Genomic DNA, 16203 nt, shown 5'->3' on the forward strand with positions numbered 1-16203 from the left:
TTTCTCACGCAGAGGCGCAGAGGCGCGGAGGGGATTTTTTTAGATGTTGCGAGTTTTTGAGGATGTGTTTCCAGTGGGTTTCTTTGTGTTAGAGGGGTGGCTGAGATGAACTTGGCTTATGCACGTTGGATTGAAACAGAATTTGAGAAAGCTCCGTTAGAAATTATTGATGGGGATAGAGGTAAAAATTATCCTAAACAAAGTGACTTTAGTAACTCTGGCTATTGCCTTTTCTTAAACACAGGTAATGTTACAAGTTCAGGATTTAACTTTTCAGAGTGTAACTTTATCAGCAGAGAGCGGGATGCCGCTTTAAGGAAAGGACGACTTCAAAAAGGAGATGTTTTACTTACCACACGAGGAACTGTTGGAAACACAGCTTGGGTTGATGACACAATTCCGTACTCAGTAATGAGAATAAACTCTGGAATGGTTATTATCAGACCTAACACTGAAAAGTTGCTCCCTGAGTTTTTATATTTCTTTCTCCGCTCTCCAAAATTCGGTGAACAAGTAAATTCTTTAACGTCTGGAACTGCACAACCTCAGTTACCTATTCGGGATCTAAAAGGAATAAAAATTCCTTTACCGCCACTAGAAGAACAGCGTCGCATTGCTGCAATTCTCGATAAGGCTGATGATGTTCGCCGGAAACGCAAACAAGCGATCGCACTCACAGAGGAATTATTGCGATCGGCCTTCTTGGAGATGTTCGGCGATCCTGTGACAAATCCCAAAGGGTGGGAGGTTCGTAAACTGAGCGATCTTATTGTTGGTAAACCTAATAATGGGGTGTTCAGGAAAAATGATGAGTATAGTGGCAATATTCCAGTTGTTTGGGTCAAAGAACTTTTTAGCGGTCACATCATAGATTGCACAAACAGCAGAACTCTTGATCCCACTGATAAAGAAATCAAAAATTTTGGTTTAAAGAAAGGTGACATCCTCTTCTGCCGTTCTTCGCTCAAACTTGAAGGGATTGGCTACAACAATGTTTTTGATGGAGATGATTATTCAGCACTATTTGAGTGTCACACTATTAGAGTTAGTCCTGACCAATGTAGGGTAAATAGCATCTTCTTGAACTACCTACTTCGTCAACCAGGCCCTCGAAAACATCTAATAACACGAGCCAATACAGTAACAATGTCAACTATTGGACAAGACGAAGTAATGCAAATTCTTGTTCCTTTACCACCGAAACCTATTCAAGATAATTTTGAGAAGCTTCTTCGCTATGTGATGAGTGTACAACAAAAACTGATGATCAACGATGAGCAAAACCTATTCAACTCCTTACTACAAAAAGCCTTCCGGGGGGAACTGTGAAAACCCCTCTCCATAGCTTGCTTCCCGTAGGGTACCTCTCCCCTACAAATGTAGAGACGTTGCATGCAACGTCTCTACAACCCCCATTCCCTGCCTTGCGGCACGCTGCGCGAATGTAGGGAAGGGGGGCTGGGGGGGTTAGGTTTGAGAGAATTTGGAGTTATTGAAAAACAGGGGTAAGACTATTTATTACTGTAGAGACGTTGCATATAACGTCTCTACATCATTTATGTGGTGCAACTTCAGAGAAAATTGGTATAAGGATAATATACGCGAAAATTATGACTCAGACAATTTCCATAAATGATAATCAACGCTTACAACTCCAACCCCTAGACATTCCCACCCGGTTACTATTAGGGCCAGGGCCTTGCAATGCACACCCGGACGTATTGCAAGCCATGAACACCGCCCCAGTCGGACATCTTGATCCGGCTTTCTTAGCACTGATGGATGAAATTCAATCCTTACTGCGCTACGTTTGGCAAACCGACAACCCCCACACCATAGCAGTCAGTGGTACAGGTTCAGCAGCAATGGAAGCGACAATTGCCAATGCAGTAGAACCCGGTGACGTGGTATTAATTGGTGTCATGGGTTATTTTGGTAATCGTCTTGTGGATATGGCGGGAAGATACGGCGCAGATGTCCGCACCATTACCAAACCTTGGGGACAAGTATTTACATTAGCAGAACTCCGCACCGCTTTAGAAACCCATCGTCCAGCAATTCTCGCCTTAGTTCATGCAGAAACATCCACAGGTGCGCGTCAACCATTAGAAGGAGTCGGTGAACTCTGTCGTGAATTCGGGACTTTGCTACTCGTAGATACAGTTACCAGTTTAGGAGGTGTCCCCATATTTTTAGATGCTTGGGGAGTAGACTTAGCTTACAGTTGCAGCCAAAAAGGTTTAGGATGTTCCCCTGGTGCTTCTCCTTTTACCATGAGTTCCCGCGCGATGGAGAAATTGCAAAACCGCCGCACCAAGGTAGCAAACTGGTATTTAGATATGAATTTGTTAGGTAAATATTGGGGGAGTGAACGAGTTTATCATCACACAGCCCCGATAAACTTATATTATGGATTGCGGGAAGCATTGCGTTTAATTGCCGAAGAAGGATTAGCTAACTGCTGGCAACGCCACCAAAAGAACGTAGAATATTTGTGGCAACGCTTAGAAGAGATAGGCTTAAGTCTGCACGTAGAAAAAGAGTACCGCTTACCTACTTTAACTACAGTTTGCATTCCGGCGGGTGTAGATGGAAAAGCCGTTGCACGTCAACTACTCATAGAACATGGTATTGAAGTCGGTGGTGGTTTAGGTGAATTAGCGGGGAAAGTTTGGCGTGTCGGGTTAATGGGTTACAACAGTCGCCCGGAAAACGTTGACAGACTCATCACCGCATTACAGCAGGTTTTATAACAGTTTTTCGCTAATTAACACTGTGTAGAGACGTTATATGCAACGTCTCTACAAGGTGATACAAGTTCAAGCTGAGTTTTTCATGAGAGAATAGGGTTGAATCAAAACCTCAGCCGGAATTCCGAATTTTTGATATATACGTCGAATCATCTCTAGTGTTAGTGCTTGCTGACGATTCAAAACGGCACTAACTTGTTCACGACTCCCAATCACAGATTCTAAATCCTGACAAGATAGCCCACGAGATTCAAGATAATATAAAATTGCTTCTATTGGATCTGGTGCTGTGATGGGATAATGTTGTTGTTCGTATGCTTCCACCAGCGTCGTTAAAACTTCTAAGCGATCGCACTCTGGAGTATTAGGTGCTGCATCAAATAATCTGGCAATTTCATCAAGCGCAGCACGATAATCAGCTTCAGTGCGGATGGGACGGGTTTCCAGCATATTATCTTACCTCAAATTGTTGTCGCGTCTACGTTATCGTATTCCGAGTGCGTTCCTACAAAGCGGATAAAAATAATCTTAATGTCATAACGAACGTGAACAACTAAGTGGTAATCATTGCCTTTGATATTCAAAACAACACGATTATTAGCTATAATACTGGCGTTGCGATAGATAGTTTTGATATCTGTGGGACTATTCCATTCTGCACGAGAAGCTTCATCATACCAAGCTTTAAGTGACTGTTCGGCATTGGGATGTATTTCCCAAAATTCCCGTAAAGTGCTACGGGCAATGATTCGCATACCAGTATGATGTTATTGTAGTAGAAAATGTATGTAGGGTGGGCATTGCTAGAAAATTGCTAACACCCAAAAATTAATGTTGTCAGCAATGCCCACCTGACGCTGATTGGGGATAGCGCAAGATATCACACAATCAGATGTTATTGCAAGAAAAAGCCGGCAAATAGCAAGGGTAAGAGAATCAACCCGGAAATAATTAAAACTAGAGTTGCTGGTTCAATTTTAATGATGTTGTTTTTTGGTTCTGACATTGGCTAGCTGTTGAGTGTGAAAAACTTATTTCTTCCCAGGTAGTTTAGTACCCATTTCGGTTAACGCCGAAAAGATGAGATAGATAATTAAAATACTAACACCAGCGAAAAACGCTAGTAAATCGTTATCCATAAAATTGCAGGCGATCGCGCTGTTCAACAATAGCATTGTCTCACAAAAAAGTCCGCTTGCGCGGACTGAGGGTAGAAGGGTCAAATGATCAACATTGACTATGAGATTGTTATATCAGATCCAACAGTGCTAACAATTGTTAACACCTTCTGCTTGCTTCCTGCTGGCAGTGTCGGCACTCACCAGTCTGGAAGCTGAAACGACCTATCCAGCCGCTATCATTTATTGTTAGCAATTAGATCAATAAAATCAAGACTCATGCTACAAGAATAGAGACAGAATTAGGATAATTATGTCTGGTAATTTAATCATTCTCTATCTTTTTAGAGTCTCACATAATATCTGTTGTTTTTTGTCAATATCCAAAAGAAGTATTTATATAAATTAATTTTCAATTTTCAGCTTTTATGTAACATAAAGTTGATAGTTAAGAATTTTTTATAACTTTAGTATGGCTGTGGTCTTGTTTAACTGGAAAATAAAGAATTGAACAGCTATATTTTCAGTTTAATCAAGCCATAAAAAAATATTATGGAGAAAATCAATATACCTTCAGGTTTTCAAGATTTACCAAATTTTAGTTTAATAGCCGCTTTATTAGGTCGCCGTTCTCGACGCTTTTTTATGGGTGCAGAAATTCCAGATGGGGTATTTGCTTACAAATCTCGTAGTCAAGTTTTACCTCTGTCGGAATTAGAGAAGTTACTTGTGGTGACGGCTTGCGGCGGTAATACTAGCTGGCACAATATGATTTATCGCGCCCAGAGATATGCGCCTTACCTTTCTAATTATGCAGGTGCGGCTAGCGGGCGCACATTTCCCTCGGCGGCTGGTTTTCATTGTAGTCAGACTTTCTTTACTGATGACGAAGGGGTGTATGTCTTAGAAAATCGTGATGCGCCGGCTTGTGCTGAACGAGATGAAGATGGTTTCCTTGATTTAGAACAAGTGGTTGATACCCTCAAGAGTCAAATCAAAAAAATCCAAGATGGGCGTTTAGGCTTACCGCCACAAGTACCTTATGTAGAACCCCACAACACTTGGGTAGTGAATCATCCTGGTACCCTCCTAGTCATTCCTGTGGGTGATTTAGCACAACATACCCTTGCGGGAATGTGCTATTACCTGCAAAATGGTGTAGTTTTTCGTGATGATATCAATGGTAAATCTATACCCGGACTAGATAAGTACCGTCAGCTAGCCGATGTCGATAATCCCCTACCCTTAACGTTTCTCGAACAGTGGTCTATGGCTGAACTCACAGCAGAATTAGCTACAAGCTGTTACGCGGGAACACTGATGTTGCAAGCGATGGGACTAGGTGGATGGATGTTTAACGGGGTTGATCCTTTTGCCTTGCTGGGGGCTAGTGGTGATGCAACAGTGCCGGGGTTAGGATTTAGATATGATACTGATGAGCGTTGGCCTTATCCCAATCCTACAGGATTGACAGGAGTATTAGAAGGATTTTGTCCGCCCCATTATCCTGATATGCGTGCAGCAGTAGAAGCATTATGCGATCGCAAATTTAATCTTGGTGGGCCGTTCCATCATGATACACCAGGCCCTTGGCAAGATACCGCCAAAGTGCGATCGGCTGCTCAAGTCCATAGCGAAGAATTTCGGGAATGTGTAGCTTTACAAGCTCAATATGTTTATGACACCTTTGGTAAATTCCCTGGAACAGTTCCTTCAATTTTCGTAATTACTTATCTCCAAGCGCATCATCTAGACTTGGAGTTTTATGACAAGTTCTACAAACCCGGTGCATATTTGCCCACCCATGCCAACCATATCGCTAATTGGCATCCTCAAGGCTGAATTTCGTGGGGAACGAGGAACGGGGAACAGTGTAGTAGCTTGGCAAGCCTTAAATGTTGCATTAAAACTCTCTTGTGGGATAAGCTCTCTAGCCCATCCGGTGCAGGCTTCTAGCCTGCACCACAAGAACTATATTTTTGCATTATTTGAGCCTTGCCACGCCAACAACTACAACCAAGCTAATTTTTCTAGTGGTTTGTTAGCTGTTTACCAAAGAGGGTGCGGTACATCAGACGATAAATGTCAGTATTATCGACTGTCGTAGGCAAGAGTTGAGCATTCATCCCATGCGCCTTAGCGATGATTGCTCCTGTATTATCGCCGAAACCAGACCAGGCGATCGCAAACGGAAAGCGTTTTCCTTGTTTATCTGGTGCCGCAATAAACGGTAAGCTACCAGTTCCATCTTTACCATCCCACGGTGCGCCATTCTTGCCTCTTTCTGGTAAAGGTTTGTCAAAAGGAAAATCTTTCTCTGTGACTCCCACCACTTCTAAACCACCTGCATCACTATCGGCGGCGGTGACTAACAAGGTGTTAGGGTTTTGCTGAATAAAATTCATCGCCACCCCCACCGCATCATCAGCACGTTTGATTGCTTCTAAACAACCAACAGCATTATTAAAGTTACAGAAATTATCACTACCCTCTTCTTCCAACACAATTAAAAAACCATTGCGCCTTGCAGACAACAGTCTTAAAGTCACTTGTAACTGTTCGGCGACTGTCGGCGCACTCTGCACATACAACGGTAAACCCTGCTGTTTTAAATTCTCCTCTGTGGTGTCGTTGTAGGTGTCATCGGCGGCAAAAATTCCTAAAACTTTTTTGGTGTTGGTGGGTAATTTCAGCAGTTCATCACGGGTGTAAACCACAGTGTAACCCTTCTGTTTTGCCAACTTTACCAAATTAACGCCATCGGTGCGTTGACTTTGTTGGGCGGTGCTGTGTCTGCCGGCTGTGCCTTTGGGAAGATACCACATTTCACCACCGCCTAAAATCACATCTGCACCAGACTCAACTACCTGTTTAGTGATGTCTGCAAAGTTGCGACGACTGGGTGACTTAGCGACAAACGCCGCCGTTCCTGGTTCGTGTATCATCCCAGAATTGATGATAGCAGTTGCCTTACCTGCGGCGATCGCTTCCTCCATAATTGTCTGTGGTTTTCCAGACAACGCCACCACAGGTTTACCAGTTTCATCCAACCCAAAAGAGTCAGCATTTACCTTCACCCCCGTAGCGTGAATTACCGCACCACCGTTAGAAGTCGCCGTCAATTGATTTTTGATATGTCCCAAATAGACACCCAGGTTAGACATCTTATCCCAATTCAGTCTTCCATCCGGCCCTTGATAAAGCATTCTCGCCGCACCCCAATGCGCCGCACTTGTACCATCAGGATGAATAAATATCACATTACCAGGGCGGGAAGTGCTAGCTGATAACTGTGGTGTAAAGATTAAGGTAAGCATTACAGCCACAATTGCAATAACAATTATCTTGTGATTAATTAGCTTAAGCATAGTTATTAGTCATTAGTCGTTAGTCATTAGTCATTAGTCATTAGTCATTAGTCATTAGTCATTAGTCGTTAGTCATTAGTCATTAGTCATTAGTCATTAGTCATTAGTCATTAGTCGTTAGTCATTAGTCATTAGTCATTAGTTTTTCTCCCCCTGCCTCCCCTGCTCCCCTGCTCCCTCATCTCCCTCATCTCCCTCATCTCCCCCAGTCCCCAGTCACCAAACTTATTAGCTGTACTATGGACTTGAAACTGAGGATTGATACCAAAATATTTATATGCACACAGTCGCGCAAAAGTCAACAAAAAAAGCCTGGTCAGGTGCAGTAGCTGAACCTGCAAAAGAATTTCCTCTTACCCAACTGCCTGTTATCTCCGGTAAAATTCCTGAAGGTTTACGTGGTACACTCTACCGCAATGGCCCAGCCAGACTAGAACGGGGTGGTATGCGCGTCGGACATTGGTTTGATGGGGATGGAGCAATTTTGGCTGTCCATTTTACTGATGCAGGTGCTAGTGCAGTTTATCGTTATGTGCAGACTACTGGCTACCAACAAGAAACCGCCACCGGGAAATTTCTCTACGGTAATTATGGCATGACTGCCCCCGGTGCGATTTGGAATCAATGGCTCAAACCAGTCAAGAATGCTGCTAATACTTCAGTCTTAGTGTTACCTGATAAACTCTTGGCATTATGGGAAGGTGGTAAACCCCATGCTTTAGATTTGCAAACTTTAGAAACTTGGGGAGAAGACAGTTTAGAGGGTTTAACTAATGGCTTAAACTATTCTGCACATTATAAGCAAGACCCGCAAACTGGAGAAATTTTTAATTTTGGTATCACTCCGGGGATAAATGCCACACTGAATGTTTACAAAAGCAACTCTACAGGTAAGATTATTCAAAAAGCTGCATACCCACTCAATGGTGTGCCACTGGTACATGATTTTGTCTTAGCCGGAAAGTATTTAGTATTTTTCATCCCACCAGTACGGTTAAATATGCTACCTGTATTGTTAGGGATAGATGACTATAGTGATTGTTTAAAATGGCAACCAGAATTAGGTACTCAAATTATTGTGATTGAGCGGGAAACCTTATCTTTAGTGAGTCGTGGAGAAACAGAACCTTGGTATCAGTGGCATTTCGGTAACGGTTATGTTGATGATACTGGGGCGGTAATTGTCGATATCGCCCGTTATCAAGACTTTCAAACTAACCAATATCTCAAAGAAGTAGCCACAGGTGAAACTCATACCCCGGCTGAGAGTACACTGTCACGAGTGACGCTGAATCCCCAAACTGGTAAAGTTACAGCCATTGCACAATTATTAGATAGACATTGTGAATTTCCGAATGTACCTCAGCCCAAGGTTGGGCAAATGTGGCGTTACACCTATATGTCGGGTTTTCGCCAAGGTACAGATATCAGCCAAGAAATATTAAACGCGATCGCTCGTTTCGATCACAAGACGGAAACTCTCATCGAAGCCAATTTGGGCGAAAATCGCTATCCTTCCGAACCCATACCTGTAGAAGATTGGGTGTTAACCGTGGTCTATGATGGTAATCGCCATTGTAGCGAAGTTTGGATATTTGCAGGCGATCGCCTAGACCAAGAACCAGTCTGTAAACTACAATTACCCAGCGTCATCCCCCATAGTTTCCACGGCACTTGGAAACCCTTGAAATAGTGAGTAGGTAAGTTATTAGGGTGCGTCAGTATCAATATTTTCTTGGTATAGCTAAGGTTTCTTGTACTGACGCACCCTACATTTTGGATATTTTTTTATCAGAAGTCCCTAAACTCTATGGATATTGTCCTTGACTCATCAAAACTTGTCGTTGCAGCACACGACTAGGAACATTAAACTGAAGTAACCTTGCAGTTCCTTGAGCAACTTGAGTTTTCCCTAAAATTCTTGCACCTTCAATATAAAAATGTTCATCCCAAACCTGAGAACGGGGATTAAATAAAGGAATAATTTCTTGATTAATTGGGTCTATAGTAGCGAAATCAGAGCCTTTATGACGATTGCAAGATAAACATGAAAGAGCCAAATTATCAGCCGTAGTTTCACCTCCATGTTTAACAGCAATAATATGGTCTACTTCGTGAGAGTAGATTGAGAATTTTTGATTGATTAAACAATATTCACAACGTCCAGAAGCTCTCTCTATTACCAGCTTACGTAGTTCTCCCCTACTTGAATTAGAACTCATTTACTTAATTCTGAATAAGCTCTTGATTTTAGTAAACCCATCATAAAATCTAATTGCTCATAAATATCTAATTCTGCTAATTCTGACTGGTCAATTGTAGCATAACGGTTTTTTTCTAGTAATTCTTCTAAACGTGTTTGAGCTTGAGGAGAAACCTTAAAATTAATAATTTGTGCAGGGGTTGGTTGCTGAATTAAAAAATCAATAACTTCTTGATAAACTGGGGGAATATCTGGATTTTCAGCTTTGACTATTGGCTGGTTATTGATTGGTGAATTAGCAATATCTAGCAGTTGCCAAAGCAATTCAGGTAAATTATTTTGTAATGGTTCTAAACGTTGAGCTAGTTCATCAGAAATCTGAATAGTTAATTGTGCCATAGTGATTGTTAATCGGCTCTATCTGGCTTGCCTCATATCGTAATTATAAAGGGTAGGTTGAAACCCCTCGCTTTTAAGTTTCTTGTAGGGTGGGCATTGCTGGCAATTTGCTCAACTCCTGAGTTTGACCTTGTTGGCTGTGCATCTCCTGACGGCTTGTTGTCAAACAACACTTCCTCAATGCGGTTGAATTTCGCATACACTAATACAATAGAGAAGAACACAAAGCATCTTTAACATCACGCTAACTCAGCAATTCCCCATGACCACTTCTAAACGCCGCTATCACATTACTACTTTTGGTTGCCAAATGAATAAAGCCGACTCAGAGCGCATGGCTGGCATCTTAGAAGACATGGGCTTTGAGTTTTCCGAAGATCCCAACCATGCAGATGTCATTCTCTACAATACCTGTACGATTCGGGATAATGCCGAGCAGAAAGTCTATTCTTACCTCGGCAGACAAGCCAAGCGCAAACACGAACAGCCAGATTTAACTTTAGTTGTGGCTGGTTGCGTCGCCCAACAAGAAGGCGAAGCCCTACTACGGCGAGTCCCAGAGTTAGACTTGGTTATGGGGCCACAACACGCCAACCGTCTCAAAGATTTACTAGATTCGGTGTTTTCTGGTAATCAAGTTGTGGCAACTGAGCCAGTCCACATTATGGAAGATATCACCCAAGCCCGGCGAGATAGCACTGTCACAGCTTGGGTAAATGTGATTTATGGCTGTAATGAACGCTGTACTTATTGCGTAGTCCCCAGCGTGCGCGGGGTGGAACAGTCCCGCACACCAGAAGCTATCCGCGCGGAAATGGAACAGCTAGGACGGCAAGGTTACAAAGAAATTACGCTACTTGGTCAAAATATTGACGCTTACGGACGCGATTTACCCGGAGTGACTCCAGAAGGGCGAAACCTGCACACCTTCACAGATTTACTCTATTATGTGCATGATGTACCGGGAGTTGAGCGCATAAGATTTGCTACAAGTCATCCTCGTTATTTTACGGAGAGATTAATTAAAGCTTGTGCAGAATTGCCAAAAGTCTGCGAACACTTCCATATTCCGTTCCAGTCTGGAGATAACGAAATTTTAAAAGCAATGGCGCGGGGTTACACTCACGAAAAATACCGGCGAATTATTGACAAAATTCGGGAATATATGCCTGATGCGTCGATTAGTGCGGATGCTATCGTCGGTTTCCCTGGCGAGACAGAAGCACAGTTTGAAAATACGTTGAAATTGGTAGATGATATCGGTTTTGATCAGTTGAATACTGCTGCTTATTCGCCCCGTCCGGGTACACCTGCGGCGTTGTGGGATAATCAGTTAAGTGAAGAAGTGAAAAGCGATCGCCTACAAAGATTAAACCATTTAGTGGCAATCAAAGCAGCCGAGCGATCGCAACGTTACCAAGGACGCATTGAGGAAGTCTTGGTAGAAGACCAAAACCCCAAAGATCCAACCCAAGTCATGGGACGCACAGGCGGAAATCGTCTGACATTTTTTACAGGTGATATCAATCAACTAAAAGGGCAATTAGTGAAGGTGAAAATCACCGAAGTTCGCGCTTTTAGCTTGACTGGTGAACCCGTAGCAGTGCGAGAAGCAATTTCAGTTTAGAAACGGATTGAGTATCGCCTACTCAATCATAAAACAGCCAAAAAAACAAGCGATCGCCTACTGTGAGTGATACAAGCAAAGACTCTCACACTCACAGCCAGGCAATTCTTGATATGGTTAAAAATGAGTAAAAATAATTATCTGTGATCAAGACGCAATCAGCCATCAAGACCATGATTTCAAAAATGATTTTTGTTGGCTCACATTGATGATTTTATTAACCCATTTTTGGATATGTGAATTTAGATTACTAATAATCACAAAAGTTATCTAATCTGATATCCCGCCAAATATCAGAAACTTGCCACCCAGAATTACAAACTGATTGAACTAGAGGATAATCTTGTTGGGGAAGATAATTTGGTGTGCTGGCGGCAAGAGATAAATTTGATTGTTCTTCAACAACCGACTCAGGAACATCAACAGAAGCAGCTAGAAGATTTTCCTCTTCGGCTTCCTCCATCATCTTCATCTTCTCCATCAGGATTTTTTCCGATTTTTTGATGAGTCTTATATCCATTTGATTTTCTCAGTGTGAAAGATTGACAGAAAAAAGAGAATCCCAACAGTGATTTTTGAAGAGATAATAAAATTCTTCAAGAATCATCAGATAGATCCGTAAGAAACTTTTATGAAGTCAGTGTTGAAAAAATACCCAAGGAAATCTAGGATACAGCAAATCTATGAAAAACAGGTAGTGTTTTCCTTGTAAATTTTTTAAATTTAAGATAAAGAATTACAACAAAGCTACTCTACTTGACGAAAACGCCTAGGGATATCAGCTAAGGAGTGTTTACCAGAATGCTATCTCAGACTATGTGCTATGACTGTGCTTTTCATCTCCAGGTGCAAGGCGGAATAGAGTGTATTCATCCTGAAGAAATCGGGGTGAACTGTGATACTGTGGTTTTTTGCAGTTCATTCCAGCCGTCACAACCAATTGACAGTCCTTGTGTTGCCTTTGGCAACGATGATCAAGAATAACAGTTGGAGAGTCAACACAGCGCAAACTTGATAGTAGTTTCTATGTTGATCACTATCAGATGGCTGTGATGCTCAACTGTCCTGTTATTTGTTAATTATGCTTTTGTATAGTTAGAAATTACTTTGGCTAAGTCTGGTACTGCTTCTTCTACGTGTTGTTTAGCTGAACCGCGCAGTTTTTCATAAGTGCTACGTACAATAGCACGCTTAGTAGTCTGAACCCGCTTATCTGTGACACTCAGCAGTGCATCTGCTGTCAGAGAACGTTTGGAAATCAGATGTTCGACCGGATCACCTTCTTTTACGCCCTCACTCCAAATGGGATCAATTGCCGTAAAGCATTGTGGTAACAACTGCTCAACAACATAGGGAATATACCCAGGCTTGACTCCTTTTAAGGCTGCGAAGGCTGCTTTTAGTGCCATCCCACCAATACCTGACTTAGCAGCAAGTTGATTGTCTATCATATTGCAGCAGTCATCTACAACCATTGCCCTTTTGTTAGCGTCTAAGAGTCCGTCGCTCAGTGCCATTTCACTCTCCTCAATTTCACGGTGCTGGATGTTTATTCAACCAACTTTCCTTGGTAGCAGGAAATTACAGAAAATAGTATCAGAGCGAGGGTCAAAATTCAGAGATTTACACTAAAACAGTATTTTTGCTTGACTTTTGTGTTTTTTTTGTGAATTTTATTCTCCACTTATACACCAAAATAGTACAAAAATACGCAAAACCGGGAAATATTTGGAAAATTCCCCGGTTTTGCTGGTTGAATTACTCCTGAAATCACTGTAAAAAGGTAGACAAAGAATTATATCTACGGATATCCATCAAGTCTGCCAAAGACTCTTTGTTGTTATCTATGATATAGTTATTTTCTGCTGGCAAAACTGTCACCAAAGGCTCGTTGATAGCTTTCCTTGATGCAATGGGCTGCAAAGGTTGTACTCGTGCCACAGTTGGTTGATGCTTGCGAGTCTGTGACACTAATCTTTGATGACGGATGGATTGCTGTGAAGCCCTAGCAGCAGGGGCGTATTTTCTTTGCAGTTTTTGCCGCTTGCTGGGCGGGTTAACTAAACGCAAAATTACCCAACAACCACTGCTACAAGAGAGGGCGATCGCCATTATCATCCATAAAGGTAGAGGATTGGTAGGATTGCTACCTTCAGGGTTGGTTGTAATTGGTGCTTGCACTACAGCCGGAATTGGTTCCGAGTCTAATTTTTCCACATCACCCACATGAGTCAGGTTATACAGGGCAAGGGCAGAAGTTCCCAAAAATGCTGTAAATAACCCGGTTAATAACAGCCAAGGATGACGCGTCAGCAGAGTAATGAAAATATTTGAGCTACTTTCTTTCGGCTCTGCTTTGGGTCTTTGTACCTGGGTTAGCTCATGCTGTATGCTTTGACTGTTTTCCATGATCCCTTACAGATTATTTCCCCTCTAGTCCCTAGATTGTACTAAACGGGTCAGCTAACAGGTATCCGTAGGCAATTTTGAGAAGCTAGTAGCTTTTTTGTGGTACATAAGCTACAAAATTTGATTTTTTGCCTAAAATTAATCTTTTTGGGATTCACGGAAATAGTCATTAGTCATTAGTCATTAGTTATTAGTCATTAGTCATTAGTCATTAGTCATTAGTTTTTCTTCCCCTGCTCCCTCCGCTCCCCCTGCTCCCAGTCGCTATTCACTGGTGTTGTGTCTTTCTAATGCTAGTTGAATCAACCTATCCACCAATTCGGGAAAGGGGATACCGCTATGATTCCAGAGTTGGGGATACATACTGGTAGCGGTGAACCCTGGTAGGGTGTTGATTTCATTAATCAACACTTCTCCTGTAGCTTCTACGTAGAAAAAATCTACTCTGGCTAACCCGGCTGCATCCACGGCTGCAAAGGCTTGCAACGCCATGTCCTGAATTTTACGACTGATTTCGTCTGGTATCACGGCTGGAATCAGTAAATCTGCTTTACCAGGAGTATATTTTGTTTCATAATCATAGAAGTCGCTGTTGAAAGAAATCTCTCCAACGACAGACGCTTGAGGCTGGTCATTACCTAAAACGGCACATTCGACTTCTCTGGCAATAACACCGGCTTCTACAATGATGCGACGGTCATAACTAGCAGCATTATCTAACGCCTGTTCTAATTCTTGCCGCGATCGCGCTTTACTAATCCCCACCGAAGAACCCAGGTTAGCAGGTTTGACAAAACAGGGATAGCCCAATGCTGCCTCGATTTCATCACACAATTTCGGAAATACACAGGGATTTGACCATACTTGCGCTCTGGTTATGGCTTTGTATTTGACTTGCGCTATCCCGGCTTGCTCAAAGGCCATTTTCATGGCTATCTTATCCATCCCCATCGCCGAACCTAAAACACCAGAACCCACAAACGGCACTTGCATCAAGGTAAGTAACCCTTGAATTGTGCCGTCTTCACCATTAGGGCCGTGTAGAATGGGAAACCATACATCTACTTCCGCCACTTGCGGGGGTGATTGCCAACGCTCTAAAGCTTGTTGTTGGGCGTGAGATAAATCATTGGATTCTGAGGATGTGGAGTTTTGCGGGTTGGATAAAGGTACACCAGATTTCAGCACCTGTTGGGATACTTCTCCCGCTAACCAACGCCCATCTTTTTGAATGTAAAAAGGCAATACTTCATATTTATTGACATTTTCCTCGGCACTGAGGGCTGTAGCGATCGCCCGTGCTGATTTTATAGAAACTTCATGTTCCCCAGAACGACCACCAAATAACAATCCCACCCGCAGTTTAGTCATGTTTTAGTACCTTTTCACGCCTGACGCAGATAGCGTATCACATTTAGGGATTGGGGATTGGGGACTGGGGATTGGGGACAAATCAATTCAAAATACCCTGCGGGAAGGCTGCGCCTACAAAATTCAAAATTCAAAATTCAAAAGTTTCTGGGGAAAAATCTCCTCTGCTCCTCCGCTCCCCTGCTTCCCCTGCTTCCCCTGCTCCTCTGCTCCTCTGCTCCTCTGCTCCCCTGCCCTATTTCGTGCCGAATAAGCGATCGCCAGCATCTCCCATACCGGGGATGATGTAGCCGTACTCGTCTAAATATTCGTCAATGGCTGTAGTGTAGAGAGGAACATCAGGATGCGCCTCACAAAAATGCTTGACTCCTTCTGGTGCTGCGAGTAAGCAGACAAATTTAATTGATAAGGGATTGGTTGATTTGAGTCGTTCTACAGCTGCGATCGCAGTATTACCAGTTGCCAACATCGGATCTACCACAATCATCTCTCGCTGCTCAACGTCGTGGGGAACTTTAAAATAATATTCCACCGGAATCAAAGTCTTTGGATCACGATATAAACCAATGTGTCCTACCCTTGCCGATGGTAATAACTCTAACATCCCATCTAAAATTCCCTGTCCTGCCCGCATGACTGAAACTAACACCAATTTTTTATCAGGTGCTAATACAGGTGCATTCATTGTGGCTAAGGGCGTTTGAATTTCTTCATATTTCAGGGGTATATCCCGCGTCACTTCATAAGCTAAAAGTAAACTAATTTCTTTCAGCAGGTTACGAAATTTCTTTGTGCTAGTTTCAGCCTTACGCATCAGCGTTAGTTTATGCTGAATTAACGGATGTTCAATAACTGTTACTTGATTAGTCATTAGTTATTAGTTATTAGTTATTAGTCATTAGTCATTAGTCATTAGTTATTAGTCATTAGTCATTAGTCATTAGTCATTAGTCATTAG

At 42.5% G+C, this 16203-nt stretch carries 16 protein-coding genes; 5 read left to right on the forward strand and 11 right to left on the reverse strand.

The features are described from left to right. The first annotated feature begins 105 nt into the window (after positions 1–105). Positions 106–1329, forward strand: coding sequence for a restriction endonuclease subunit S (locus AACS98_RS14705; RefSeq protein ID WP_066381098.1), 1224 nt, complete (start codon positions 106–108; stop codon positions 1327–1329). Between the two features lie 281 nt (positions 1330–1610). Further along, positions 1611–2753 (forward strand): alanine--glyoxylate aminotransferase family protein, encoded by a 1143-nt coding sequence (locus AACS98_RS14710; RefSeq protein WP_066381099.1) that lies wholly within the window; start codon positions 1611–1613, stop codon positions 2751–2753. 66 nt (positions 2754–2819) lie between these two features. On the opposite strand, the gene AACS98_RS14715 is transcribed toward AACS98_RS14710, so the two are convergent. The 3 genes from AACS98_RS14715 to AACS98_RS23625 form a co-directional block, all read right to left on the reverse strand. Further along, positions 2820–3200, reverse strand: coding sequence for a helix-turn-helix domain-containing protein (locus AACS98_RS14715; RefSeq protein ID WP_066381103.1), 381 nt, complete (start codon positions 3198–3200; stop codon positions 2820–2822). A gap of 11 nt (positions 3201–3211) precedes the next feature. Then, positions 3212–3505 (reverse strand): type II toxin-antitoxin system HigB family toxin, encoded by a 294-nt coding sequence (locus AACS98_RS14720; protein ID WP_066381107.1) that lies wholly within the window; start codon positions 3503–3505, stop codon positions 3212–3214. 276 nt (positions 3506–3781) lie between these two features. After that, complete coding sequence (locus AACS98_RS23625) at positions 3782–3925, reverse strand: hypothetical protein (RefSeq protein ID WP_156481599.1); 144 nt, start codon at positions 3923–3925, stop codon at positions 3782–3784. Between the two features lie 495 nt (positions 3926–4420). On the opposite strand from AACS98_RS23625, the gene AACS98_RS14725 reads away from it, so the two are divergent. Then, complete coding sequence (locus AACS98_RS14725; RefSeq protein WP_066381109.1) at positions 4421–5710, forward strand: hypothetical protein; 1290 nt, start codon at positions 4421–4423, stop codon at positions 5708–5710. A gap of 188 nt (positions 5711–5898) precedes the next feature. Here AACS98_RS14725 and AACS98_RS14730 read toward each other — a convergent pair whose 3' ends face one another. After that, on the reverse strand, positions 5899–7185 hold the full coding sequence (locus AACS98_RS14730) for an alkaline phosphatase (RefSeq protein WP_369815993.1): 1287 nt from the start codon (positions 7183–7185) through the stop codon (positions 5899–5901). Between the two features lie 328 nt (positions 7186–7513). On the opposite strand from AACS98_RS14730, the gene AACS98_RS14735 reads away from it, so the two are divergent. Further along, positions 7514–8929, forward strand: a complete 1416-nt coding sequence (locus AACS98_RS14735; protein WP_066381111.1) for a carotenoid oxygenase family protein — start codon at positions 7514–7516, stop codon at positions 8927–8929. 115 nt (positions 8930–9044) lie between these two features. On the opposite strand, the gene AACS98_RS14740 is transcribed toward AACS98_RS14735, so the two are convergent. Continuing rightward, complete coding sequence (locus AACS98_RS14740; protein WP_066381115.1) at positions 9045–9458, reverse strand: HNH endonuclease; 414 nt, start codon at positions 9456–9458, stop codon at positions 9045–9047. Then, positions 9455–9838, reverse strand: a complete 384-nt coding sequence (locus AACS98_RS14745; RefSeq protein ID WP_066381117.1) for a hypothetical protein — start codon at positions 9836–9838, stop codon at positions 9455–9457. Before AACS98_RS14745 ends, AACS98_RS14740 begins: the two co-directional genes overlap by 4 nt. Positions 9839–10100: 262 nt before the next feature. Here AACS98_RS14745 and miaB point away from each other — a divergent pair, with 262 nt between their 5' ends. Next, entirely contained in the window at positions 10101–11465 is a 1365-nt protein-coding gene (gene miaB, locus AACS98_RS14750; RefSeq protein WP_066381119.1) for a tRNA (N6-isopentenyl adenosine(37)-C2)-methylthiotransferase MiaB, read from the forward strand. A 250-nt stretch (positions 11466–11715) separates the two neighbouring features. On the opposite strand, the gene AACS98_RS14755 is transcribed toward miaB, so the two are convergent. The 5 genes from AACS98_RS14755 to upp all read right to left on the reverse strand — a co-directional run bounded on the left by AACS98_RS14755 (position 11716) and on the right by upp (position 16116). After that, positions 11716–11985 carry a hypothetical protein gene (locus AACS98_RS14755; protein WP_066381121.1) on the reverse strand — a complete coding sequence of 90 codons (270 nt, stop codon included), beginning with the start codon at positions 11983–11985 and terminating at the stop codon, positions 11716–11718. A gap of 559 nt (positions 11986–12544) precedes the next feature. Next, entirely contained in the window at positions 12545–12982 is a 438-nt protein-coding gene (locus AACS98_RS14760; RefSeq protein WP_066381123.1) for a DUF6918 family protein, read from the reverse strand. Between the two features lie 253 nt (positions 12983–13235). Then, complete coding sequence (locus tag AACS98_RS14765) at positions 13236–13874, reverse strand: hypothetical protein (RefSeq protein WP_066381125.1); 639 nt, start codon at positions 13872–13874, stop codon at positions 13236–13238. A gap of 264 nt (positions 13875–14138) precedes the next feature. Further along, positions 14139–15245 (reverse strand): D-alanine--D-alanine ligase family protein, encoded by a 1107-nt coding sequence (locus AACS98_RS14770; protein WP_066381127.1) that lies wholly within the window; start codon positions 15243–15245, stop codon positions 14139–14141. 235 nt (positions 15246–15480) lie between these two features. Beyond that, positions 15481–16116, reverse strand: coding sequence for a uracil phosphoribosyltransferase (upp, locus tag AACS98_RS14775; RefSeq protein WP_066381130.1), 636 nt, complete (start codon positions 16114–16116; stop codon positions 15481–15483). Positions 16117–16203: the final 87 nt, after the last annotated feature.

The sequence above is a fragment of the Anabaena sp. CA = ATCC 33047 genome (assembly GCF_963870205.1).
Lineage (GTDB): Bacteria > Cyanobacteriota > Cyanobacteriia > Cyanobacteriales > Nostocaceae > Trichormus.

What these genes read in the sequence shown, in the direction of transcription:
- AACS98_RS14705 (WP_066381098.1), top strand. Translation starts at nt 106, where the DNA reads ATGAACTTGGCTTATGCACGTTGGATTGAAACAGAATTTGAGAAAGCT.
- AACS98_RS14710 (WP_066381099.1), top strand. Translation starts at nt 1,611, where the DNA reads ATGACTCAGACAATTTCCATAAATGATAATCAACGCTTACAACTCCAA.
- AACS98_RS14715 (WP_066381103.1), bottom strand. Translation starts at nt 3,200, where the DNA reads ATGCTGGAAACCCGTCCCATCCGCACTGAAGCTGATTATCGTGCTGCG.
- AACS98_RS14720 (WP_066381107.1), bottom strand. Translation starts at nt 3,505, where the DNA reads ATGCGAATCATTGCCCGTAGCACTTTACGGGAATTTTGGGAAATACAT.
- AACS98_RS23625 (WP_156481599.1), bottom strand. Translation starts at nt 3,925, where the DNA reads ATGCTATTGTTGAACAGCGCGATCGCCTGCAATTTTATGGATAACGAT.
- AACS98_RS14725 (WP_066381109.1), top strand. Translation starts at nt 4,421, where the DNA reads ATGGAGAAAATCAATATACCTTCAGGTTTTCAAGATTTACCAAATTTT.
- AACS98_RS14730 (WP_369815993.1), bottom strand. Translation starts at nt 7,185, where the DNA reads ATGCTTACCTTAATCTTTACACCACAGTTATCAGCTAGCACTTCCCGC.
- AACS98_RS14735 (WP_066381111.1), top strand. Translation starts at nt 7,514, where the DNA reads ATGCACACAGTCGCGCAAAAGTCAACAAAAAAAGCCTGGTCAGGTGCA.
- AACS98_RS14740 (WP_066381115.1), bottom strand. Translation starts at nt 9,458, where the DNA reads ATGAGTTCTAATTCAAGTAGGGGAGAACTACGTAAGCTGGTAATAGAG.
- AACS98_RS14745 (WP_066381117.1), bottom strand. Translation starts at nt 9,838, where the DNA reads ATGGCACAATTAACTATTCAGATTTCTGATGAACTAGCTCAACGTTTA.
- miaB (WP_066381119.1), top strand. Translation starts at nt 10,101, where the DNA reads ATGACCACTTCTAAACGCCGCTATCACATTACTACTTTTGGTTGCCAA.
- AACS98_RS14755 (WP_066381121.1), bottom strand. Translation starts at nt 11,985, where the DNA reads ATGGATATAAGACTCATCAAAAAATCGGAAAAAATCCTGATGGAGAAG.
- AACS98_RS14760 (WP_066381123.1), bottom strand. Translation starts at nt 12,982, where the DNA reads ATGGCACTGAGCGACGGACTCTTAGACGCTAACAAAAGGGCAATGGTT.
- AACS98_RS14765 (WP_066381125.1), bottom strand. Translation starts at nt 13,874, where the DNA reads ATGGAAAACAGTCAAAGCATACAGCATGAGCTAACCCAGGTACAAAGA.
- AACS98_RS14770 (WP_066381127.1), bottom strand. Translation starts at nt 15,245, where the DNA reads ATGACTAAACTGCGGGTGGGATTGTTATTTGGTGGTCGTTCTGGGGAA.
- upp (WP_066381130.1), bottom strand. Translation starts at nt 16,116, where the DNA reads ATGACTAATCAAGTAACAGTTATTGAACATCCGTTAATTCAGCATAAA.